The following is a 21,221-nucleotide window of genomic DNA, read 5'->3' as shown; positions in this document are numbered from 1 at the left end:
AATGAGCGAATGGCCTATCTGGGGTGCTCATCGGGGACGCAGTCGGGGAGTCCAAGCAACTCGCCTCGTCGCCGCCCGGCGCCGGTCGGCCGACAGCAGCGTCCCGTCCATGATCACGTAGGCGTGGCCGTCGTCGGACCTCGTGGTCGCGGCCAGCGACCGTCCAAGGTAGCGAGCCAGTTCACGAGAGACGTCGAGCATGGCACTCGCGAATCACGTGGAGCCTTCCGGGCGAACAGGGCCTTGTGGGACGAGGGACCATGACCGCAGACAAGCAGCTCAAGCGCGTCGCCCGCGAGCCGGCCGAGGTACCGCCTCACCCGCGGCATCCTGCGCGAACTCGGCGCCGTCGCCTACCCGGGCCTGGTCCGCGTCCTCACCAAGTCACCCCTCGTCACCCGCGACATCGACCGGCATCCCCACCTACGCCTTCGTCGGCCCGCTTCTGCCCCACTTCGCCACCCAGCCCGAACTCCTCGACCACCTCTTCGGCCGGCTCGTCGACGCCGGCGTCACCGAGGCGTTCCTGGAGCACATCAACCTCAAGCGGTACATCCGCGAGCGCATGGACCAAGTCCTCGCCGACGAGCCCGACGAGGTCCGCGAGGCCTACCTCCAGGCCCGCACCGAAGAACACCGCGAACAGCTCGACGCAATCGTCGCCGACCTGCCGGCCAAGCACGGGCTGCGACTGCGGTTCGACGAGGTCGTCCATCACGACGACAACGACGCCCTGCGGCAGAGGCTCGCGTCCTCGGCGTGACCGCGTTCCCACCCCCTGGGGCGGGGGCGTACGTCAGACGGTGACGTCGGCCCCGGGGTCGGGCACCGCCATGGCCCAGGCCCCCATGGCCTCCAGGACGTCGCGCAGCCCCTCGCCGAGAGGGGTGAGTTCGTATTCGACGCGGGGCGGGATCTCCGCGTAGGTGGTGCGGGTGACGATGCCGTGCCGCTCGAACTGGCGCAGCCGGCTGGTCAGGGTGTGGGGGCTGATGCCGGGCAGTGCGTCGCGCAGTTCGGTGAAGCGGTGGGGGCCGTGCAGCAGTTCGCGCACGATCAGGGTGGCCCACGGGCCGTTGAGCAGGGTGAGGAATCGGGCGACACCGCACTCGGGCAGACAGGGATCAGTCACATTTTTGACCATACCCCATTAGTGCAGTTGATGTAACTGGTGCACCGTGTGCACTAATGACGTCATGACCTACATGATTCACGGCGCCACCGGTGCCCAGGGCGCCCCCGTCGTCGCCGCTCTCGCCACAGCGGGCAAGTCCGTGACCGCTCTGACCCGCAACCCGGACGCCGTCGTGGACGGCGCGCGCGTGGCGGCCGCCGGATACTCCTCCACCGAGGAACTGACCAAGGCGTACCGCGGCGCCGACGGGGTGTTCGTCCACCTGCCGGCGGTCTCCGAAGAAGACCGCCGGATCTACGCGCGCAACATCGTCGCCGCCGTCCGCGAGGCCCGGCCGGCCCGAGTGGTGTTCTCCACCAGCGGTGCCCCCATCGACCCCGACACCGGCGGCGCGGCCGCAATGCTGGTCAGCGGCCTGGCGGACATCGGGGTGTCCCACACGGTGATCACGCCCACGCTGTACCTGGAGAACCTGCTCATGCCCCACGTCATCGACACGGTCCGCGAACGGGGCGTGCTGCCCTACCCGATCCGCGCCGACTTCCCCGTCTCCTGGGCGTCCCACCTGGACATCGCCGACGCCGTCCTCGCCCTGTTGGACCGCCCGGACATCACCGGCGTGGTCTCCGTCGGCCAGTACCCGGCGATCACCGGACCGGACCTGGCCGAGGCGTTCGGCGCCCACTTCGGCAAGAACGTGGCCTTCGAGCAGATCACCCCCGAGCAGTTCCGCACCTCCGTCGCACCCTTGATCGGCGAGGGCCCCGCCGACGACGTGGCCGGGGCCTACGCGGCCATGGGCACGCTCCCGGACCGCTCGATCACACCCGAGAACTCCGCCCAGAAGCTGCTCGGCATCACCCCCCGCACCACCGGGCAGTGGCTGACCGACATCGCCCTCTGACCGCAACCACCGTCGGCTCCGGCCGAGTCAGGCAGGCAGGACTTGGCAGGCCGCCGTTACTCCGTGGGCGGCCTGCCAAGTCCTCGAGAACTGCCGACCGCCCACGCCGAGGCTCGCACACTCGCACGACCGGACCCCCGTGATGGCCCCCGGCGCGGCAAACGAGAAACTCGGCCTGTGTCCGGCCCACCGCCACGCACACTGAGATTCACTATGGACATCTGATGGTGCCGCAAAGCAGTCGGTTCTCGCGGAAGTGCTGTGACCACTTCGCGGAGAGTGGTGAGAACCCTTTAGCACATCTTCGAGGTCTGTATGCCGGCCCGGTGCGGGATGGCGCCGGAGAAGAATGAGACCAAGCACATGACAAAAGACGAGTCCGCTACAGGAAAAGACCTATTGATCGTTCACAATCCGCACGATAATCGCCATTTATCGATATTTATCATCTGTGCCTCTGCGCGTCGGTCGACGCGTGCTGATCGGCTGGTCGTGCGTGCGGGTGAGTGCGGGCGGCCGCCGGAGTCCACGTGGCGGGGTCTCCGGCGGCCGGTGGTGGTCAGGCGCTGGTCAGTTCGTTGGGGGTTTGCGGGAGCTCGGCTTTGGTGTTCACCTTGCCGGACTCGATGTCGATGGCGTACAGCGTTTTGGCACCTGGGTCGGTGACGTAGGCGGTGTGGTCACGGACGTGGAGGGTGGGACGGGGCTGCTGCCATTCCAGCGGCTCGCGCCACTCCCCCATGATCTTGATCTTCTCGGTGACCTCGCCGCGTTCGGGGTCGATGACGTGCAGCGCGCCGTCGGTGCCCAGGACCAGGGCTTCGCCGTGCGGGCCGCGTCCCAGGGACCGGAAGGTGTAGCTGGTTCCCAGGTCGACGAGCTTGAGGTCGCCGGTGCGGGTGTCGATCAGGGAGACCCGCTCCGGGCGTTCGAGTTCGGCGTCGGGGTCGGTCTTGTAGTCGCCAAGCACGATCGGGGACTCCTGGTGGCCGGCCTGGTTGCCGATGCGTCCGTACTGGTCGGGCGCCTTAACCTTGGTGATTTTGCCGTCCTTGTAGAGCAGGGCGCCGTTCTCGCAGCCGATGAGGACGGCCTCGTCCTTGGCGGTGGCCTCACCGTGGACGCCCGGGCAGTCCTCGTTGCGGGCGATCTCCTTGCGGTTCTTGTCGAGGATCTGGATGCCGGGGCGTTCCTCCTCGGTGCCCAGGGTGACCAGCAGCTCGCCGCCGGCCAGTTCGATGGCCACGCCGTGGTGGGGGTGCTGGGTGGTGTGGGTGGACGTCTTCGGAAGGCCGTTGCCGAGTTGGCGGGGGTCGAAGGAGATGGCCTTGCCGGCGCCGTCGGAGAACAGCACGGTCTTGCCCGCGTGGTGGACGACGTGGCCGGGTTCGGGTGCGGTGAACTCGTCCCTGGTGAGCTGTGCGCCGATGGCGTCCAATACGCGGAATCCGGTGGAGGTGGAGACCATGACGTGGCGGTCGTTTCCGGCGGGGTTGACGCGGTTGAAGCCGTCCAGGGGGATGTTCTGCACGACCTTGAGCGTGGTGCTGTCGATGATGGACAAGCCGCCGTCGTAGGTCGTCACCAGCGGGTCCTGGACCTTGGCCGTGGTGGGCGCCGAGGTTGTGTTCTGTGCGGTGGGGCCGGGGTCGTCCTGGCCGCAGGCGGTGAGCATGAGGCCGAGCGCGATCATTGCAGCGGGGAGCGCCGCCTTGGCGCGCGGCCTCGGGTGCGTCGGGTGTTTCATTTCAGCTCTCTGTTCCTGGTTGGATTGCATGGGGTGTCCGGCGGTTCACCGGGTGGCGAGTCCGGTGCTGATGGCGTCGGTGTTGGCGCGCATCATCCGCAGGTAGGTGGGCGCCCCGCCGTCGGCGTCGGTGAGCGATTCCGAGTAGAGCGGGACGATCTTGATGCGCAGCCCGGCCTCCCGAGCCATGACCTGGGCGAGCCGGTCCGGCTGGGAGGAGTCGGCGAAGACCGTCGGCACGCCGGCACGCCGGACGGCGTCGGCCAGCGACTTCAGGTCCGAGCCGCTGGGCGAGGCCAGCGTGGTGCCGCTGGGGATGACGGCCCCGATGACCTCCAAGCCGTAGCGCTGGGCCAGGTAGCCGAAGACGTGGTGGCTGGTGACCAGCTTGCGGCGGGAGGGCGGGATCTTGCCCAGCTCGCCGCGCATCCGGCGGTCGAGCGCCGAGACCTTGGTGCGGTACGCGGCGGCGTTCGCGCGGACCTTTCCGGCGTCGACGCCCTCGACATGCTCGGTCACCCGGGTGGTGATGAGGTCGATGGCCTTGAGCACCCGGACCGGGTCGGTCCAGAAGTGCGGGTCGGGTTGGCGGGCGGTCCGTCCCTCGGCGTAGGTGATCGGGTCGATCCCCTCGCCCACGGCGAGAGTCGGCACTCCCTGGTCACGGGCCGCCTGGACGTTGCGCGCCACCCCTTCCTCCAGGCCCAGACCGTTGTGGACGAGCAGCGCGGCGTTTTCGATGCGGGCGGCCTGTTGGGCGGAGACGCCGAAGGAGTGCGGATCGGCGTTGGGCTTCATCAGCACCGTCACCTCGGCCTGGTCGCCCACGATGGTGCGGGTGATGTCGCCCAGGATGTTGGTGGTGACCACCACGCCGGACCGCCCGGCGCCCGGCGCGGAACATCCCGTCCCCGTCACGGCAAGGAACAGCGCGACCAGAAGTCCGGTGACATATCGCCGGTTAGCGGAGAACGGGGGTGCGGTCACGATCCCGTCTCCACCATGTGCGCGGGCGCGAAGGGGAGCTTGAACGACCGGGCCAGACGCAGGTCGTCGTTGTAGTCGATCTCGTGGACCGCCCTGCCGGCGGGGTCGTTGACGTAGGCGCGGACGGTGTCCACTTCGATCACCGGTCCGGGCCGCGTGCCGTCGGTGTCCGTCAGCGACCCGGTGTCGTTCAGCACCTTCACGTCTGCCTCCTCCTGTCCCGTGGCCGGGTCGTAGGAGCGCAGGACGCCGTCCCGTCCGAGCAGGAGCACCGGGGAGTCCTCGCCCACCGCGTTCACCGCGAGCGCGGGGACGGCGTCGCCGACCCGGCTCCATTTCCTGGCGGCGATGTCGAGCACCCAGGCGCCCTTGTCGCCGGCCATGGCCGCCAGCACGTTCGATCCGGGACGGTGACGGAACTCCAACGCCCGTTCGTTGTCGGGCACCGTGCCGGGGTAGAGGATCTTCTCCGCCCGGAATCTCCCGTCCTGGCCGTTCACCAGCAGGGCCCCGTCCGAGCAGCCGAGGACGGCGCCGCGCCGGGTCATCGCCTGCCCTCGCGGATCGGGACACGACTCGGGCAACTGGGAGATCCGGCGTCCCTTGCGGTCGTGGACGGTGACGCGCCCGGCTCCGTGAGATGCGACCACCAAGTGCTCGGCATACGGCACCGCGAGGTGTCCCGCGATCCTCGCGGTCTCCCGGATGTCCCCCTCATCGAGGGCCTCCCTGTCCAGGACGCGCACCGCGCCGCCCGTGGACAGTGCTGTCACGCCGGGGTCGCCCGCCACACCGGAGGCGCCCGTGATCTGCAGGTCGCCCACCGTGCGGGCGGGGGCGCGGTAGTAATGGACGTGATCACCGTGATCGACCGTCCAGACCCCGGTGTCGACGATGCGCAGGGTGTTGCCTGTGGTCAGGTAGGCGAAGCGCCCGTCGGTCCGCATCGCGGTGAGCCCGGCGGCATCGGCGAGCGGGACGCTCTTGCCGGCGGCGGGGTCCAAGGAGTGGATCCGGCCGCCTCGCGCATCGGCCAGGATCAGACGCCACTGCGCCTCGGCCGTCTCCTCTGCCCCCTCGACATGGCCGTGCCGGGTCTGTCCGGCGACCGCGGAGCCGTCCTCGTCTCCGGACGCGCCACACCCGGTCAGCAAGGTGAGCAGGACTCCCGCGGCGACGGCGGCCACCGATGCGCGCGTCCGCGCGCCGCGTGCGCTGGCACAGATCATGACGTGTACCCGGGTTCCTTTCGTGCGGAGCCGTGTGGAGCCAAGCCGCGCGGGGACGAGCCGCGGGGCGAGCGTGGTGCTCCGTGCGGCCGGCGGCCGCGCAGCTCGGCCGCCAGCGCCGACAGGAAGAACAAGGCCACGGCGGTCGCGGCGATCGTCGCTCCGGCCGCGGTGCCCAGATGCCACGACACCAGCAGTCCGATGACCGTGGAGAGCGCACCGAGCAGCGCCGCCCCCGCCATGACCATGGGAACGCTGCGCGCCCACAGGACCACCGCCGCCGGCGGCGCGATCAGCAGCCCGAACACCAGCAGCGTGCCCACGACGTGGAAGGACGCGGTGATCGCCAAAGCGAGCAGGCACAACAGCAGCGCATGAGCCAGCCGTGGCCGCATCCCCAGGGTGCGCGCCTTGCGCGGGTCGACCGCCAGCGCGACGAAGGAGCGATGCGCCAGCGCCGTGATGACGGCCGCGGCGCACAGCGCCGCCGCCAGCACCACCAGGTCGCCCGGGCGCACCGCCAGTACGTCGCCGAACAGGAAGGCGGTCAGGTCGACCGCGAAACTCTGCGAGTGCGACACCAGGATCACGCCGACGGCGAGCATCCCGACGAACAGCAGCCCGATGCTGGTGTCCTGGGACAACCGGGACGAGCGCGACAACGCCGTGACGCCCAGCGCCATCGCGCCCGCGCTCAGCACGGCACCGAGGAACAAGCTTCCTTCCAGCAGTGACGCCGCCGCCACGCCGGGCAGCATGCCGTGCGACATCGCGTCGCCCAGGAAGGCCATACCGCGCAGCACCACCCAGGTGCCGGCCAGCGCGCAGATGCCCGAGACCAGCAGCCCGCCCCACAGCGCCCGCTCAACAAAAGACACCCCAAAGGGGGCAAAAAGCCACTCCATGCACGGCATCGTATAATGAAAACCGTTATCGTTTGCAAGTGAGGGAGAGCAGTGAGCGAGACCGCGATCACAATGCGCGAGATGCGGGCCGGTTACGGGTCCACGCCGGTGCTGCACGACATCACGGCCCGCATACCTCGATCACGCGTGACCGCCCTGGTGGGCCACAACGGCTCGGGAAAGTCGACCCTGCTGGGCGTGCTCGCCGGCACGCTCGCCCCGTCCGGCGGAACGGTCGAGCGATCCTGCTCCCAGCGCCCCGCGCTGGTGCTCCAGCGCGCCGCGGTTCCGGCCACGCTCCCCATGACCGCATGGAACGCGGTGGCCATGGGCCGCTGGGCACATCGCGGCTGGTGGAGACGCCTCACCAAGCACGACAAGGCCGTGGTCTCCGCGTGCATGGAACGCGTCGGCGTCGCCGAGCTCGCCAAGGCGCAGCTCGGCGAGTTGTCCGGCGGCCAGTATCAGCGCACCCTGATCGCCCAGGGCCTCGCCCAGCAGTCCGATCTCCTGCTGCTCGACGAACCCGCGGCCGGCCTGGACCACGACGCCCAGAACCGGATCCTGGAGATCTTCGACGAGCTCACCGAGACCGGCGTCACCGTCGTCCACGCGACGCACGACGCCGACGCCGCCACCCGCGCCGACCACTGCCTTCTCCTCAAGGAAGGCCGTCTCCTGGCTCAGGACATCTCGGACGTGGTCCTGCGCCAGGAGTCGATGGACGACCTACAGCGACCCACCCGGCCCCGCGCGCACCACCACGGAACCGACCTGTCTCCGCTGTCGTAGACGGCCACTCAGCGAACACGCCGAACCAGACCACGTGCAGCTGCGTCGACCAGCAGGAAGGCGAGCAAGGTGATCCCGAGCAGCGGTACCGCCCAGCCCACCAGCACGACGGCCGGGACCCCGAGGAACAGAACGGTGCGGGGGAGCCGCCGCCAGGTGCCGCGCGCGGGCGGCCGTCCGGCGGGCGCACGGCGGTCGGCGCGGGTGGGGCGGCGCTGCCACCACATCCGGTAGCCCCAGAAGACGATCCACAGCAGGCCCAGCGCTGTAGAGGCGAGCAGGATCTGGTTCGGCAGACCGAACAGCCGTCCCATGTGGAACTGGATGCCCAGCGAGGACAGTTTCGCCAACCACGGGGTGTCGGCCCAGTTCACGCGTGCGGTGACCTGCCCGGTGGAGGCGTCGACGGCGATTTTGTCCCGATGCACCGGCCACCGGTTGTCGACCTGGGCGACGCTCCACACGCTCTCGGCGTCGGCGGGCGCGCTGATCTCGACCGGGCCGGACAGCCCCGCCCCGCGCGCGGTCGCCAGCACCTGATCGGCGCCGGCGGCCGGATCGGCCGTCCCGGAGGCACCAGCACCGCCGCGATGCGCGTGGCCGCCGCCCGGCGCCGGCGCGGCGCCGGGCCGCGCGGTGTCCAGTTCCGGGGCGGTGGCCCGCAGTCCCGACTGGACCACGTCGAAGCGGGCTCCCGCATGGTCGGACCACGTCAGCCCCGTAGCGCTCAGGAACAGCAGGACCACGGCCAGCCACACGCCGGCGACGGCGTGCCTGCCGCGGGTGCGGCGGACGCCTTTGGCCGAGCGGTCCGGCCACAGCGCCCGGCGGGCCGGGCCGCGCCCCCGGTAGTGGCGGCGGCGGCCCAGCCACATCAGCAGTCCGCCGCCCACGATGACCCACAGCCAGCTCGCGGCCGTCTCCGAGTACAGCCGCCCGGCGGTGCCCAGGTGCAGGCTGCCGTGCAGCTCTTCCAGCCAGGTGGCCAGAGGCGTCGCCCCTGACCCGGTGGTCAGCGCGCCCCGGACCTGGCCGGTGTAGGGATCGACGTACACGGTGCGCTGCTTCTCGCCCAGTTCCGGCACTGACAGGACGACCTGCGTCGTCGCCTCCTTGTCGGCAGGCGGGATGACGGTGGCGACCGAGCCCTCCGGATGCGCCGCCGTGGCGGCTCTCACCTGGTCGGCCAGCGGCAATCGCGGGCCGGCCACGCGTTCGGCCCGCAACTCGTTGCCGTAGACGAGGGCGTCGAGTTGCGGAGTGAACGCGTAGGCCAGGCCGGTCAGCGCCGCCAGGACCAGGAGGGGCGCCACGAACACGCCCGCGTAGAAATGCAGCCGCCGTACCAGCGGCCACACATCGGCCCGCGGGACGGCGCTGGTCGCATCCGCCGGAACGGGATCGGTGTGATCCCGTTCGGTATCGCTGACTACAGGATCAGAAGTCGTGGACATGCAGTCTCCAAGGCAAGACACCAAGCCAGGACGGCGCACGCCACGCGGCGCAGGATGCCGCCCCCGACCCGGGAAGAATCTGGGGGATCTCGCGCCCGTTTCCGGTGCGAGTGAAGGTGCCTGACACTCCGCTCGGATTCGGGGACGCCGATGCCCGGAAGGACGGCGTCAGCCGAGAGCGGCCGCCCCCACCGGCGGCCCACGCCTCACCACCGCGTAGCGCAGCATGACGGCGCCCACCGCCGTCCAGGATCGGTGCCTTGCCCGCATCGGGCGTACCGGGCCGTCCGCGGGCACCGGCCGCCGCCGGGCGAACGACCGCAGCGCCCAGTGGGCCACCCGGCGCACCAGCCCGCACAGCCCGGCCTCACCGCACTCCAGCCACCACGAGGTGACCAGCACCGCCACCGCGTGCATGAGCAGCATGCCGAGACCGGACGAGCCGCCGTGGCCGGCGGGCATCGTCATCGCCGCCTGGCCGACCGGGTCCGCGCCGGGGGCGACCATCGCATGCCCTGGAGCCGCCTGCGACAGCAGGACGTGCATCACCACTTGGCCGGCCGCGACCGCGGGCAGGATCGTGGCGATCGTCCTTTCCCGGCGCGTCAACACCAGCGCCGGAACGAACATCGCCAGGAATCCGGCGACGAGCGCGAGCCGATCGACACCTCCACCACCGGTGACGTGACCCCCGGCCGCGAGGGCGGCGCAGACGGCGGCGAAACTCGCCGCCCGAACCCACCGCACCGCCGACCACAGCCCCATCGGGTCCAAGATCCTCCTATGCCCTCTTCACACGAACCGACTGACCCGCATCCCGGACGACCGCATCCCATGGGCGTCCCACCGGGGGTACGTGGAACACTTCGGAAAAGTTCGACCAGTCCCTCCCAGGGACTGGAAGCCTCCTTGGACGGCTTCGCGTGGCGGCTACGTCGCGTCGCCCGGCGCGATCAGCCTGCTTGACCAGCCATCCCAGCGGTCGCCGAGCGTGGTGGTCGTGGTTCGTTCCGCGTCGGGTGTCAGGGCTCCAGCAGGGCGCGGCCGGCGTAGCCGCCGGGTTCGGCGCCGCCGGGGACCGCGAAGATCGCGCTGGATTCGTGGCGCAGGAACCGGGTGAGGCCGTCGGCGCCGTCGAGTTTGCGCTGCACCTGGATGAAGCCGGTGGTGGGGTCGACCTGCCAGGTGATGAACAGCAGTCCGGCGTCGGGAGTGCCGTCGGGGCGGTGGCCGTGATGGTAGGAGAAACCGCGGCGCAGCATGGTCGCGCCGCCGTTGGACGACGGTGCGGCGACCCGGATGTGGGCGTCGCCGGGGATGGCCAGGGCCCCGTCCGGCCCGGCCGCCGACAGGTCCGCCGGTGTGGTCTCGGTGCCGCAAGTAGGCACGAGCGGCGTCACCTACCGGCATGGAGGCCGAACGGACGTGCGAGGACCGGTCACCATGCGACCCTGCGTCGCCGTCTCCCACGAGCCCGGCCGACGGCGCCCGCCCAAACGATGCCTGCGCACAGGACACCGCCGAGGACGAGCATCGCCGTGGTGGTGCCGAGCCCTGTCCACGAGTAGCCCGCACCGGGGGCGAGCAGGGCCGCCCCGTCGCACGCCGCCGGCACGGCCGCCGGCTGGGCTCCGACGGCGGCGGTGAAGTAGAACTTGCTGGTCTGAGTCTCGCCGTCGGTCGCCACCGTCGTGTAAGTGAGGGTGTGGACGCCTTCGGTCAGCGGCGTCACCGTCGCGCACACGACCTCGTCGTCGATCATCTCCGGCTCCCCCATGTGCACGGCGGCCTGGCCGGGGCCCGTGATGCCGATCTGGGGCGTGGTTCCGGGCTTGAGCTTGTCGAGGGTCAGGGAGATGACCGTCACGCCGGGCGCGACCTCGGCGCCGGGCCCGGGCGAGGCGTCCTTGAGCCCGGTATGGGCGTGCGCGGGCACGGCGGCCCAGGCCAGAATGCCGGCGCACACCAGCGGGAGGCTCAGAAATCTGCGCATGCGATCATGTTGTCCAGTGCGTCGCGGGGATGGATGACGAAGGCGACGGCGCCCCCGCCGGTCTTGCGGTCGTTGTTGACCGTCATGGTCGCCCTGCCCGCCGAGTCGCCGGTGAACGCCAGATGGACCTCGTTGGGCGGCGTCTCCGGGCCGTCGGGATCGAACCGGAAGTGCGGACCGCCGTTGTCGTCCGAGCAGGGCTTGGTGTGCAGATGGGAGATGTAGGCGGTACCGGGTTCGAGCCCGGTCACCGACACCGTGACCGTGGTTCCCTCTGCGCTCTGGGCCAGCCAGGCGGTTCCCTTGACGTCGTCGGTGCCGGGCGGACGGGTGTCCAGCAGCTTCAGCGTCCCCTTCTTCAGCTCGGCTCCGGGGACCTTGTCGGCGGGGGTGGCCGATGGGTCCCCCATGTTCATCGACGCCATCTCGTGGGGAGTGGACGAGGCGCCGGCGTCCGGGCCCTGAGCCGCCGCCGAGCCGGATGCGCCCCCGCCGCAACCGGCCACGGCGGCGCCGACCGCCAGCAGGCCGGCGCCGCACAGGATCCGAACCTTGCGGCGGGCGGTAACGAGGGAGTTGGCCGCGGGCCGGGCGCCGGAGAGCGACGGCCGGCCAGGGTGATGAGCGTGCATGATGCTCCTGTCTGCGGTCGAGAAGTCAGTGGCAAGGTACGAGTGGCCATGTCGGCGAGGTGACCTGCGGGCGGGTGCGCGAGGGCGGTAAGACCACCGGCCCCCACATCAGGGCCGCTCGCCCGTCGGCAGCCGTCACCAGAATGGGACGGCGGGTGGATTCAGGTCGCCGTCGCTCCCGGAGGGCCGCGTCTCACCACAGCGTGCGAGAGGAGCAACACGGCAGGCGACCGCCTAGTGCTCGCAGCGCGGACCGGCCGTGGCACCTCCCAGGCGACCGAGGTGACCGCCGGCAGCGACAACGCCGGCACCAGCGTGCCCAGCCCGATGCCCACTGCGGTCACGACCGATTCGCCATGGCGCAACAGCAGCACGCAGCATGAGGCGGCCAGCATGTGCGCAACGAACATCCCGGTCGAGGTGCCGGGGCCACCCGTCGTCGCGGCCGTCTCAGCGGCCGAGCTCATATGCACGTTCCCGGTATGGACACCGTGGTGCGGGTGCCCCGTTCCGGCGCCCGCGGAGACCATTCCGCCCACGACGTGGCCAGGATGGCTCGCATGCCCGGTGCACTCGAACACCACGTGCAGCGCGCCTTGGGCGACGAACGCCCATATGCCGGTGGCCACCGGCCCGAACCGGTCGCCCAGCAACCAGGCGCTACCAGCCGTCCCGGCGAGTGCCGCGACCAGCGCGGCCACCGGCACGGCCATGTCCGACATGCTCAGGTGCGCGGTGGCGGCCAGCAGCACGCACACGGCGGCGAAGACCGCAGCGCGCACCGCCCGGGGCAGCGGCCGGACCACGCCACCACCCGCCGCTCCATGCCGGGACGACGGCACCCGCGGGGAGGGCATCGGTCCGGTACCGCGCTCGGCAAGCACCGGCATGCGACCGCTCCCAGGCCTGCATCGAGGCAGCGGGGACCGCATCCGGTGCGACCACCGTCCTCCGAGGTACATGCCTACCCTGCCCATCGGTGACAGTACGCGGCGTGCTCCCCGGCGGTTCAGCACCGCGCCACCTCAGCGAACGGCCTCGAACTCCAGGTCGGGAGCACGACCTACGCGGCCCGCGCCGCACCGCCCGGTCTACTTTGCGTCTTGGAGCGCGCCCGTATCGGGGTTTCGTGCGGTGATCAGGTGTTGCAGGGTGCGCTGGTGGTTGGTCGCGACGCCGTGGACGCCGTCGAGTTCGAAGAGTTCGGTCAGCGGGGTGACCTGGACGTCCACGAAGTCGGCGGCGGTGATTCGTTCCTGCCAGGCAGTGATGGTCTCCGCTTCGGCCAGCACTAGGGCGCGGCGCGCCTCGTCGTCGTAGGCGTGCGCTCTGGGGTCGGTGTCGGGGTGTTGCATTCCGTCGGCGTGCCAGGGTGCGTCCACGATGGCCAGGCGGCCGCCTGGCCGGAGCAGGCGGCGCCAGTTGCGCAGCGCGGTGTCGACGTCGGGCAGCGTCCAGAGGAGGTAACGGCTGACGAGTACGTCGAAGGGGGCGCCTTGCACTGCGGGCCGGACCGCATCGCCTTGGACGAAGGTGATGTCGAGTCCGCGGCGCCGTGCATTGTCGCGTGCGTAGGCCAGCATGGCGGGTGCGATGTCGATGCCGGTCACCCGGCGGCCGAGGGCGGCGATGGTCAGGGCCGCGTGGCCGGTACCGGTGCCCACGTCGAGCACGGTTCCGGTGTCGTCCGGCAGCGCGTTCCGCCAGACGCGGGTCCAGGCGGCGTTGTAGTCAGGGTGCGCGAGCCGCTGTTCCTGGAATTGCTGGTAGGCGGGGGCGAGCTGGTCCCAGTACCAAGTGATCCGGTCTTGGATCGGTGAGTTCGACGGCATCGGGTTCACTGTCCCTTGAAGTAGGTCGCCAGGCGCTCCAGGCCGTCGAGGACCCGGTCCGCGAGGTGCCGGGCGCCGACCCTGCGCAGCACGCCCGCCGCGATCCGGTGATCTTCCGCGCTGTTGCGCGAGAACGTCGCCTGATGCGGCGCCCGGCCGAGCATGACCATGTCGGCCACCGTCATCGGCAGGTCACCCGACGACTCCTGCAGCACGACGGCGACCTGCTGGGCGAGCAGGCGGTGGGTGAAGGAGTCCAGCGGCCGCCCGTCGAGCAGGACGTGTCCGCTGCGGGGGGTCACGATCCCGGTGAGCATCCGCACCAGCGTGGTCTTGCCGCTGCCGTTGGGGCCGAGCAGCCCGAGGATCCGGCCGGACTCGGCCCGCACGTCGATGTCGCGTACCACGGTCGCCGCGCCGTAGGCGTAACTGAGCCCACATCCTTCGATCATTGATGCCTCACTCGCTTCCGGCGTGCAGGCGGCGGACCAGGATGAGCAGGAACGGCGCACCGACCATCGCGGTGATGATGCCGATCGGCAGCTCCTGCGGACTCAGGACCATGCGGGCGGCCAGGTCGGCCCACAACAGGAAGGTCGCGCCGATCAGCGCGGCGACGGGAATGGCCCGGCGGTGCGTGGCCCCCACGATGCGCCGAGCCAGGTGCGGGATCACCAGCCCGACGAAGCCGATACTGCCCGACGCCGCAACCAGCACCCCCACGGCCAAAGACACCAGGACCAGCAGCACCAGGCGGAACCGCGTCGGCGAGATGCCCAGGGTGTGCGCGGTCTCATCACCGATCGCCAGCGCATCCAGCCGGCGTCCCCACAAAGTGAGCAGGGTGGTCACCAGGACGACAGCGGCCAGGACCACGACCAGCGGCGCCGACCAGTGCGCAAGCGCCAGTGTGCCCAGCAACCAGAACAGCACCGACCGGGATCCCTCGGCCGAGTCCGAGGCGAAATGAGGAAGCCGGTCAAGGCATAGAGCGCGTACCCGACGGTGCAGGGTCCAGCGGCGGCCGGGCCGCCGGCGGGCAGCACCGCGATCACCGTCTCCAGCCGGGGGACCAGCCGGGCTCGCTGCACGCGAGCTGACCGACCATCACCGTGGTGTCCTCATCGAGGTCCAGCAGGCGTCGCACGCTCTGCTTCAGCTCGCCCGGCTGCGGGGTTCCACCTGGTCGGCGAGCTCCGGTGGGCATAGGGCTTCTTCTTCATCAGCGGCGGACGAGGCAGGCGCGCAGCGGGCACAGATACCGGTCAACTCGACGGTGTGCTCCACCGAGGCGAAACCGGACTCGGTCGCGACCCGGTCGGCCCACGCCTCCACCACCTCCGAGTCCACCGGCAAGCTGCGTCCACAGGAACGGCACATCAGGTAGTGGCGGTGGCCCCTGGTCAGGCGCAGGCAGTACAGCCGTTCACCCGTCTCGTCCCGCACCACATCGGCATGCCCACACGCCTCCAGTTCCCGAAGCGTCCGGTAGACGGTGGTCAGACCGACCCGCCTTTCGGAAGCCGACATCAAGGCGTGCAGCTCCTGCGCGGAGACGAAGTCGCGACAGTCCACCAGGACGTGCACGACAGCGGTGCGCTGGCGGGTCATCCACCCGGCGGGCAAGGCACGCACCAGCTCCGACGTCGTCCGGCAGCCCACAGCGGATCACCTCCATACGCGGCACCGGTCACGCCCACTCTAATTGAGAATGATTATCATATCTACACAGGTCCGCCGTCCTTGTGCTCCCGCCAATGCCATGGCAACCCTCGCCACCCGGCGGGAAGACATTCGTGCGGATCGACCATCTCCGTCCTCACCGGCGTATGCGCGAAGGGGGCGAAGCCGCATCCCGCGGATTGATAGCGTGCCAATGACTGATTCAGGGCAGGTCAGCCACCCAATCGACTCTGATCGGACAGGGCGGGCATCATGAAGGCAGGTCCATCCCGCGGTCCCGCGCAGCGGACGTCCCCGGCGGGCGGAGGGACACGCGTCCGCGGGACCCGGCAGGGAGTGATCATCGGTCAGGTCCTGGCCGAGCTCCCGGAGTTCCGCAGCGCTCAGGACATCCACGGTGAGCTGCGACGCCGCGGTGAGCGCATCGGGCTCGCCACGGTCTACCGCCACCTGCAGGCCCTGCGGCAGGACGGCACGGTCGACGCCATCCAGGACCAGAACGGCGAGACCCTCTACCGGCGCTGTGAGAGCAGCGGCCATCACCACCACGTGACCTGCCGCTCCTGCGGCAGCAGCATCGAGGTCGAGGGCGGCGCGGTCGAACGCTGGGCCGAACGCGTCGCCAAAGAGGCCGGCTTCACCGACATCGACCACACCGTGGAGATCTTCGGCACCTGCCCCGCCTGCGCCCGCCGGCGCGGTTGACCCCCGCCGCCGCAGGCCGCCTCTCCGCTCGTTCAGCCGGCGGCATCGAGGTCGAGGAGCTCGGCGAACGGGTCGTCCACCGCGGTCATCGGCTCGTCAGGAGCCAGCAGGCAGGCGTCCAGCAGGGCATGGATCTCGTCGTGGTCGAGCCCGGGGCCGGTGAGGACCAGGTGCTGGACGCGGTCGCCGTGCTCGGGCGTCCAGTCCAGTGAGGCGGCCAGGCGGCGCGCGGGCGGAACGGTCCCCCGTTCCGATTCGGGGAGCGCGGCCAGCCAGGGCCCGGTGTCCTCGATGCTGACGATGCCGGCGACCGCGTCCCAGGCCAGCAGCCGATCCGGGCGGTTGGCCAGCCAGAACCGCCCGCGGCTGCGCACCGACCGGGTGGCGAGGTCGTCCATGGCGTCGAAGAACCGCCCCGGATGCAGCGGCCGGGTGCGATGCCAGACCACGGTGTCGACCGCGGGCGTGCGTGCCGTGCAGGGCAGTTGCGCGCTGGCGGGGTCGACACGCGCGGCCAGCTCGTGGAAGCACACACTCGGTCCGGTGACGACCGGCAGCGAGTCGCCGGGCATGGCGATCGGCGTCATCGGGGCCAGGTGCCCGAGCACCTCGCGGCACAGCTCGATGTCGTCCTCGTCGGCCGGAGGCAGCGGGACCGGCATGGTGTCCGGGACGACCAGCCCGTTGGCGTACTCGATCTGGTGGACCAGCACCTCGGCCAGATAGCGCTCGTCACCGGCGGCTGCCTGCTTGCCGATCTCGGCCAGTCGCTCGCCGCGGCAGACGTCGGTGGGCATCAGCTCGGCGTCCAGCGCGGTCAGCACACCGGTGAGCCGGAGATCAGGGTCGGCCTCGGGGTGGCCGACCGCTTCGGCGACCGGCTGCGGTTCGACGGTGTCCCACAGGTCCACCACCAGCAGTGGGGCCTGACCCGCGTACCGCAGCAGCTGGGGAATCAGGTCGAGGCGGATGGTGCAGGTCACGCAGCCGTGCTCCAGGCGGACGGCGACCTGCTCGCGCACCACGTCGGCGTCCCGCACAGTGCGTACCACCAGCCCGCTGGTGACCTGGCGCAGGTCGTGGTGGATCGCCAGGGCGCCGCGGTGCTCGCGCAACAGCCGGTCGACCACGGCGGCGCGGGCGACGCCGTGCAGTCCGGCCACCAGCACGACGGGAACGGACATCGAGGACCCCTCTCCTGAAATGAAAACGATTATCGCTATCATCTCATGAGTTGAAGAGAGACCCGCGCGATCAAGACGATCGACAAGATCGGCATCGAGGCCGCCGTCGCCCGGATCCGCGCCCGAGGAGAGGAGCTCTGATGGCCAGGAAGAGCAAGATCGCCGCCAACGAGCGGCGCAAGGCCACCGCCGCGCGGTACGCGGCCCGCCGCGCCGAACTCAAGCGGCTCGTCCGCAGTCCGCACACCGATGCGGAGATCCGCGCGGCGGCCGCGGCCGAACTGCGGCGGCAGCCGCGCGACGCCAGCGCGACACGTGTGCGCAACCGCGACGCCGTCGATGGACGCCCGCGCGGGCACCTGCGCAAGTTCGGCCTGTCCCGCATCCGGGTCCGCGACATGGCACACCGCGGCGAACTACCCGGCGTCACCAAGTCGAGCTGGTAAGGATCCCCATGGCCGCCTCAGCGCATCTGGAAAGACGAGCAACGAGGAGATCCCGAATGTCCGCGTCTCCTTCCCGGCACCCCCGCCGCCACCGGAAGGCCAACCCGCTGCAAGGCATGACCTACATCGACGGTGGCCGGGTGCGCGGACCCGGCCACCGGTACGGGGAAATCAGGCCCGATTGGGCGTCAGATCATGACGAGCACGCTCCCGGCGGCGGCGAGGCAGTCCGAACCACACGCGATGCCGAGCGCCCCGGTCAGACCGCCCACGACGATGATCGCGCGCTGGCCGGCGCGGACGAGCGTCCGGGTCGCGGTGATCATCCCAACCACCGACCCCAGGCAGAACGGCAGGAACACCAAGCCCGTGGACAGTGCGTCGTAGCCGAGCACCCGCTGCATGTGGAGAAGAAACTCGCGAGCTGGCCCGCCGTGATGGGGAACCTGAAGACGTTGGCGCCGAGCACCGCGCGATGCGCGAACAGGTCCAGCCGGACGAGCGGGTCGGCGACCCGCCGTTCTGCCAGGACGAACGCCCCCAGCAGCCCGACCCCGGCAGCGGGCGGACCGAGGGTGAGCGGCGCCGTCCAGCCCTCGGAGTCGGCGACCGAGACGCCCCAGGACCAGCAGGCTCATGCCCGCCGTGGCCAGAACGGCGCCGAGAACGTCCGGTCGGACGTCCCGGCGCGCCCGGCCGCCCGTCTATCCGATCGCGGCCGAGGACGAACGCGACGGCGCACCCGAGCTGCGCGACTCCATCGGCGGCCGCCTCGCCGAACTCCGTGACGATCCGGCCCGGCGCGGCGCGGCCGCGCTCGCGGCGACGCTGACCAGCGGCTGGGAGTGCAACCAGATCTTCGACTACACGGTCGACCGGACGCTTGACGGCGTCCAGGCGAGGCTCACCGCCCTCCTGGCCGAGCCCCGTGAAGCCGGTCGCGAGCGGGGGCGATAGGCCCCGCCAGACCGACGAACGCTCCGGACCTCCGGACGGCCTTGCGTCCAGCACTCGACGACCCTCCGTCCCGGACGCGACGCCGCGATCATGCGCGATATGGCATGGTAATGATTATCGTTTCTATTCCTGGAGGGGCTCGCCGTGACCGACGACCTGAACTCCGCGCTCCGCGAATACCTGATCACCAACCGGGCGTTCGTCGCCTCCGCGGTCGACGAAGCCGTGACCTCCCTGAACCTCCCCGCGGGCGCGCGGGTCCTGGACGCCGGAACCGGGGCGGGCGGCGCGCTCCCCGCCCTGGCACGGGCCGTGGGCGAGACCGGCCGGGTCCTGGGGATCGACCTCAACGCGGCCGTGACCGGGCTGGCCCGCGCCCACGCCTTCGAAGCCGGCTGCGGGACGAACGTGACGGTACGTGCCGGCGACCTGTTCGATGTCCTGGAGGAGGAGCCCGCCTTCGACACCATCTGGACCAGCGACGTGATCTGGCCCGGCAACTTCGACGACCCGGCGGCCGCCGTCGCGCGCATGAGCCGGGCGGAACCGTCGCGCTGTTCTACAGCAACTACTACCAGGCGACCTTCCTGCCGGGACACTCCCGCCTGGAGCGGCTGCTGCTCGCCGCCTCCGAACTGCGGTGGGGACTGCCGTCCGAGGGGCAGGACCACTACGAACGGCACCTGGCCTGGCTTCTCGCCGCGGGCCTGGAGGAGGTGTCCCTGCGCATCATCCCGCGAGTCGGCTTCCCCATCGACGCCGACCCGACCGTACGCCCCTACCTGGAGCGCGCGGTGTGGCCGGAGCTGCTGGAGTCGGCCGACAAGTGCGGGCCGGAGGCGGGCCTGTCGGCGACCGACGTCGAGCGAGTGCGGGCGCTGCTCACCCCGGGCGACCCCGGCTACGCGGCTGACCGTCCGGGGTACTACATCGTCCATCCCACCCTCCTGGCGACCGGACGCCGCTCCGCCCGACCCTCCGATGACGACTGACAGTGATGATGTAGGTGAGCACCTCCCGCCGGGGTCTGACCCAACGACTGACTGACCTTGGGTCCTCAACGGGATCTGTCGGCCTCGGCCGGGAGGTGCTCGTGTGCACTCATCGGACGTGGCGGGGTGACCTTATAGGAGCCTGGCCAGAGGCCCCATCACTGTCTTGTCCGTCCGCCCGACTGGTGCGTGCCGCCCTGACCCCGGCCTTGAGCGACAGGACGACGATGCCCTCCATTACACAGCAAGACGCTCAGTGAGGTCGCCGGTGGAGTCGACACCCACCAGGACACCCACACCGCCGCGGTGATCGACCCGGTGGGGCCGGTGCTGGGCACCGAGCAGTTCCCTGCCACGGCGGCCGGATACGCCGCCCTGCTGTCCTGGATGCGTTCCTTCGGGCACCTGGGGCGGGTCGGGGTCGAGGGCACCGGCGTCTACGGTGCCGGGCTGGCCCGGCTGCTGCACGATGAAGGCGTCGAGGTGATCGAGGTCGACCGTCCCGACCGCAAGGCCCGCCGGTTCCAGGGCAAGTCCGACCCGATCGACGCGATCGCCGCCGCCAAGATCGCGCTGCGTTCCCCGGCACGCCGCCACCGGCAACTGTCGGCCGAGATCGCCGATCTGGACGAGCTGCTGGAGCCCCTGGTGGCGGCCATCAACCCGCGCCTGGTGGCCGCCAACGGCGCCGGCACCGACGTCGCCGGGCAACTGCTGGTCACCGCCGGCCACAACCATGACCGGCTCGCCTCCGAGGCCGCGTTCGCCATGCTCTGCGGCGCCGCCCCGATCCCCGCCTCCTCCGGCAAGACCAACCGGCACCGCCTCAACCGGGGAGGCGACCGGCACGCCAACGCCGCCCTCTACCGGGTTGTGCCGTGCCGCCTGCGCTGGGACCCCCGCACCCGCGCCTACATGGAGCGGCGCACCAAGGACGGCCTGTCCAAAAGGAGATCATCCGCTGTCTCAAACGCTACCTCGCCCGCGAGCTCTACCAGATCATCACCTCAAACGACCTTGAGCTCGCCGCTTGACATCCATAGGAGCATCCCGATGCCGCGCGTCAGATCATCCCTGGTCAGGAAGAACCGCAGCGCGCCGTTCTTACGCCCCGGACCTGTCGGTGACGCGTGCGCGGCGCCCTTGGTCGCTCTGCATCACACCGGCCCCGGTGCGCGCCGTTGGCGTGCAAATGGAGGCCACCTCTCCCGAGGCCTGGGCCGGAGGCGGGCGAGTCGTCGCGATGCGGATCACGGCGAGGCCACTGGGCGCCAGGCGCGGGGGCCGATGGCGTTGAACTTACGAAGCGACGGTGTCAAGGCGCCCGGTGCGGCTGTTGACCAATCGTCCCCAGCGCTCGCTGCGCCCGAACTGGCCGTCCGGGAGTTGCTCACCGGCCGGGTCCCACCAGGCGTCCATTTCGCCGCGGGCGTGCTGGACGCGGCCGAGACCCTGGCGCTGCTGTCCGGTGATCCGCTGGTCACCGGCGTCGAGTTGACCTGATCCACCACCGAGCAGAAAGGCGTGAGCGATGACCGATGAGGCTGCCAGGGCGGACGAGGGCCTGGGATATGCCGTCAATGCCCCCTACTACGACCTGATCCTGCCGGAGGAGCACTGGGCCGGCCTCGCCACCGCGGTGGG

25 protein-coding genes and 2 pseudogenes are annotated in these 21,221 nt (G+C 70.7%); 9 read left to right on the top strand and 18 right to left on the bottom strand.

All coding sequences use genetic code 11. The features are described 5' to 3' along the window. Positions 1-394: 394 nt before the first annotated feature. Together ACTWPP_RS43650 and ACTWPP_RS43645 are read right to left on the bottom strand one after the other, a co-directional pair. Entirely contained in the window at positions 395-715 is a 321-nt protein-coding gene (locus tag ACTWPP_RS43650) for a hypothetical protein (RefSeq protein WP_443110372.1), read from the bottom strand. An 81-nt stretch (positions 716-796) separates the two neighbouring features. Beyond that, on the bottom strand, positions 797-1,132 hold the full coding sequence (locus tag ACTWPP_RS43645) for a winged helix-turn-helix transcriptional regulator (protein WP_443110371.1): 336 nt from the start codon (positions 1,130-1,132) through the stop codon (positions 797-799). Positions 1,133-1,196: 64 nt separating this feature from the next. Here ACTWPP_RS43645 and ACTWPP_RS43640 point away from each other — a divergent pair, with 64 nt between their 5' ends. Beyond that, positions 1,197-2,039: an SDR family oxidoreductase gene (locus tag ACTWPP_RS43640; RefSeq protein WP_443110370.1), complete on the top strand. Its 843-nt coding sequence runs from the start codon at positions 1,197-1,199 to the stop codon at positions 2,037-2,039. 559 nt (positions 2,040-2,598) lie between these two features. On the opposite strand, the gene aztD is transcribed toward ACTWPP_RS43640, so the two are convergent. From aztD to aztB, 4 genes are read right to left on the bottom strand one after another with little or no spacing between them, the layout of a single operon-like run. Next, complete coding sequence (gene aztD, locus ACTWPP_RS43635) at positions 2,599-3,786, bottom strand: zinc metallochaperone AztD (RefSeq protein WP_443110369.1); 1,188 nt, start codon at positions 3,784-3,786, stop codon at positions 2,599-2,601. Between the two features lie 45 nt (positions 3,787-3,831). After that, positions 3,832-4,773 carry a zinc ABC transporter substrate-binding protein AztC gene (aztC, locus tag ACTWPP_RS43630; RefSeq protein ID WP_443110368.1) on the bottom strand — a complete coding sequence of 314 codons (942 nt, stop codon included), beginning with the start codon at positions 4,771-4,773 and terminating at the stop codon, positions 3,832-3,834. Then, positions 4,770-6,002 (bottom strand): hypothetical protein, encoded by a 1,233-nt coding sequence (locus ACTWPP_RS43625; protein WP_443110367.1) that lies wholly within the window; start codon positions 6,000-6,002, stop codon positions 4,770-4,772. The genes aztC and ACTWPP_RS43625 overlap by 4 nt, the downstream gene beginning before the upstream one ends. After that, positions 5,999-6,907, bottom strand: a complete 909-nt coding sequence (aztB, locus tag ACTWPP_RS43620) for a zinc ABC transporter permease AztB (RefSeq protein ID WP_443110366.1) — start codon at positions 6,905-6,907, stop codon at positions 5,999-6,001. Before aztB ends, ACTWPP_RS43625 begins: the two co-directional genes overlap by 4 nt. A gap of 51 nt (positions 6,908-6,958) precedes the next feature. Here aztB and aztA point away from each other — a divergent pair, with 51 nt between their 5' ends. Further along, positions 6,959-7,699, top strand: a complete 741-nt coding sequence (aztA, locus tag ACTWPP_RS43615; RefSeq protein WP_443110365.1) for a zinc ABC transporter ATP-binding protein AztA — start codon at positions 6,959-6,961, stop codon at positions 7,697-7,699. Positions 7,700-7,707: 8 nt separating this feature from the next. On the opposite strand, the gene ACTWPP_RS43610 is transcribed toward aztA, so the two are convergent. From ACTWPP_RS43610 to ACTWPP_RS43565, 10 genes are all read right to left on the bottom strand, one after another. Continuing rightward, complete coding sequence (locus tag ACTWPP_RS43610; protein WP_443110364.1) at positions 7,708-9,153, bottom strand: PepSY-associated TM helix domain-containing protein; 1,446 nt, start codon at positions 9,151-9,153, stop codon at positions 7,708-7,710. 168 nt (positions 9,154-9,321) lie between these two features. Beyond that, positions 9,322-9,927, bottom strand: a complete 606-nt coding sequence (locus ACTWPP_RS43605) for a hypothetical protein (protein WP_443110363.1) — start codon at positions 9,925-9,927, stop codon at positions 9,322-9,324. Positions 9,928-10,175: 248 nt separating this feature from the next. Continuing rightward, positions 10,176-10,541, bottom strand: coding sequence for a hypothetical protein (locus ACTWPP_RS43600; RefSeq protein ID WP_443110362.1), 366 nt, complete (start codon positions 10,539-10,541; stop codon positions 10,176-10,178). A gap of 50 nt (positions 10,542-10,591) precedes the next feature. Next, positions 10,592-11,146, bottom strand: coding sequence for a copper resistance protein CopC (locus ACTWPP_RS43595; RefSeq protein WP_443110361.1), 555 nt, complete (start codon positions 11,144-11,146; stop codon positions 10,592-10,594). Next, complete coding sequence (locus ACTWPP_RS43590) at positions 11,131-11,778, bottom strand: hypothetical protein (RefSeq protein WP_443110359.1); 648 nt, start codon at positions 11,776-11,778, stop codon at positions 11,131-11,133. The genes ACTWPP_RS43595 and ACTWPP_RS43590 overlap by 16 nt, the downstream gene beginning before the upstream one ends. A gap of 161 nt (positions 11,779-11,939) precedes the next feature. Beyond that, positions 11,940-12,668: a hypothetical protein gene (locus ACTWPP_RS43585; RefSeq protein ID WP_443110358.1), complete on the bottom strand. Its 729-nt coding sequence runs from the start codon at positions 12,666-12,668 to the stop codon at positions 11,940-11,942. 201 nt (positions 12,669-12,869) lie between these two features. Next, positions 12,870-13,610, bottom strand: a complete 741-nt coding sequence (locus ACTWPP_RS43580) for a class I SAM-dependent methyltransferase (RefSeq protein WP_443110357.1) — start codon at positions 13,608-13,610, stop codon at positions 12,870-12,872. 5 nt (positions 13,611-13,615) lie between these two features. Further along, positions 13,616-14,062: an ABC transporter ATP-binding protein gene (locus tag ACTWPP_RS43575; protein ID WP_443110356.1), complete on the bottom strand. Its 447-nt coding sequence runs from the start codon at positions 14,060-14,062 to the stop codon at positions 13,616-13,618. 7 nt (positions 14,063-14,069) lie between these two features. After that, complete coding sequence (locus ACTWPP_RS43570) at positions 14,070-14,621, bottom strand: FecCD family ABC transporter permease (protein ID WP_443110381.1); 552 nt, start codon at positions 14,619-14,621, stop codon at positions 14,070-14,072. 144 nt (positions 14,622-14,765) lie between these two features. After that, entirely contained in the window at positions 14,766-15,245 is a 480-nt protein-coding gene (locus ACTWPP_RS43565; protein WP_443110355.1) for a Fur family transcriptional regulator, read from the bottom strand. A 300-nt stretch (positions 15,246-15,545) separates the two neighbouring features. On the opposite strand from ACTWPP_RS43565, the gene ACTWPP_RS43560 reads away from it, so the two are divergent. Next, on the top strand, positions 15,546-15,998 hold the full coding sequence (locus tag ACTWPP_RS43560) for a Fur family transcriptional regulator (protein ID WP_443110354.1): 453 nt from the start codon (positions 15,546-15,548) through the stop codon (positions 15,996-15,998). Between the two features lie 32 nt (positions 15,999-16,030). Here ACTWPP_RS43560 and ACTWPP_RS43555 read toward each other — a convergent pair whose 3' ends face one another. Next, the gene (locus ACTWPP_RS43555; protein WP_443110353.1) at positions 16,031-17,182 is read right to left on the bottom strand and encodes a CobW family GTP-binding protein; all 1,152 of its coding nucleotides are present in this window, start codon (positions 17,180-17,182) and stop codon (positions 16,031-16,033) included. Between the two features lie 140 nt (positions 17,183-17,322). Between ACTWPP_RS43555 and rpsN the strand changes: the two genes are divergently transcribed. Further along, a complete protein-coding gene (gene rpsN / locus ACTWPP_RS43550) occupies positions 17,323-17,628 on the top strand; it encodes a 30S ribosomal protein S14 (RefSeq protein ID WP_443110352.1) in 306 nt (101 codons plus the stop codon). 188 nt (positions 17,629-17,816) lie between these two features. On the opposite strand, the gene ACTWPP_RS43545 is transcribed toward rpsN, so the two are convergent. After that, the gene (locus ACTWPP_RS43545) at positions 17,817-18,032 is read right to left on the bottom strand and encodes a hypothetical protein (protein WP_443110351.1); all 216 of its coding nucleotides are present in this window, start codon (positions 18,030-18,032) and stop codon (positions 17,817-17,819) included. A 241-nt stretch (positions 18,033-18,273) separates the two neighbouring features. On the opposite strand from ACTWPP_RS43545, the gene ACTWPP_RS43540 reads away from it, so the two are divergent. The 5 genes and pseudogenes from ACTWPP_RS43540 (at position 18,274) to ACTWPP_RS43520 (ending at position 21,080) form a co-directional block, all read left to right on the top strand. Beyond that, the gene (locus ACTWPP_RS43540) at positions 18,274-18,585 is read left to right on the top strand and encodes a hypothetical protein (protein WP_443110350.1); all 312 of its coding nucleotides are present in this window, start codon (positions 18,274-18,276) and stop codon (positions 18,583-18,585) included. Between the two features lie 144 nt (positions 18,586-18,729). Continuing rightward, positions 18,730-19,065 (top strand): annotated as a pseudogene (locus ACTWPP_RS43535) (SAM-dependent methyltransferase); the annotation flags it as partial. Positions 19,066-19,301: 236 nt separating this feature from the next. Further along, positions 19,302-19,577, top strand: a complete 276-nt coding sequence (locus ACTWPP_RS43530; RefSeq protein WP_443110383.1) for a hypothetical protein — start codon at positions 19,302-19,304, stop codon at positions 19,575-19,577. A gap of 261 nt (positions 19,578-19,838) precedes the next feature. Beyond that, a pseudogene (locus ACTWPP_RS43525) lies at positions 19,839-20,611 on the top strand (IS110 family transposase); the annotation flags it as partial. A 253-nt stretch (positions 20,612-20,864) separates the two neighbouring features. Continuing rightward, complete coding sequence (locus ACTWPP_RS43520) at positions 20,865-21,080, top strand: hypothetical protein (RefSeq protein ID WP_443110349.1); 216 nt, start codon at positions 20,865-20,867, stop codon at positions 21,078-21,080. The last annotated feature ends 141 nt before the right edge of the window (positions 21,081-21,221 follow it).

Source organism: Actinomadura sp. 3N407, assembly GCF_052245875.1.
Classification (GTDB): domain Bacteria; phylum Actinomycetota; class Actinomycetes; order Streptosporangiales; family Streptosporangiaceae; genus Spirillospora.
The sequence above is the reverse complement of the archived record's forward strand: the minus strand, read 5'-3'. Positions and strand labels throughout refer to the sequence as shown.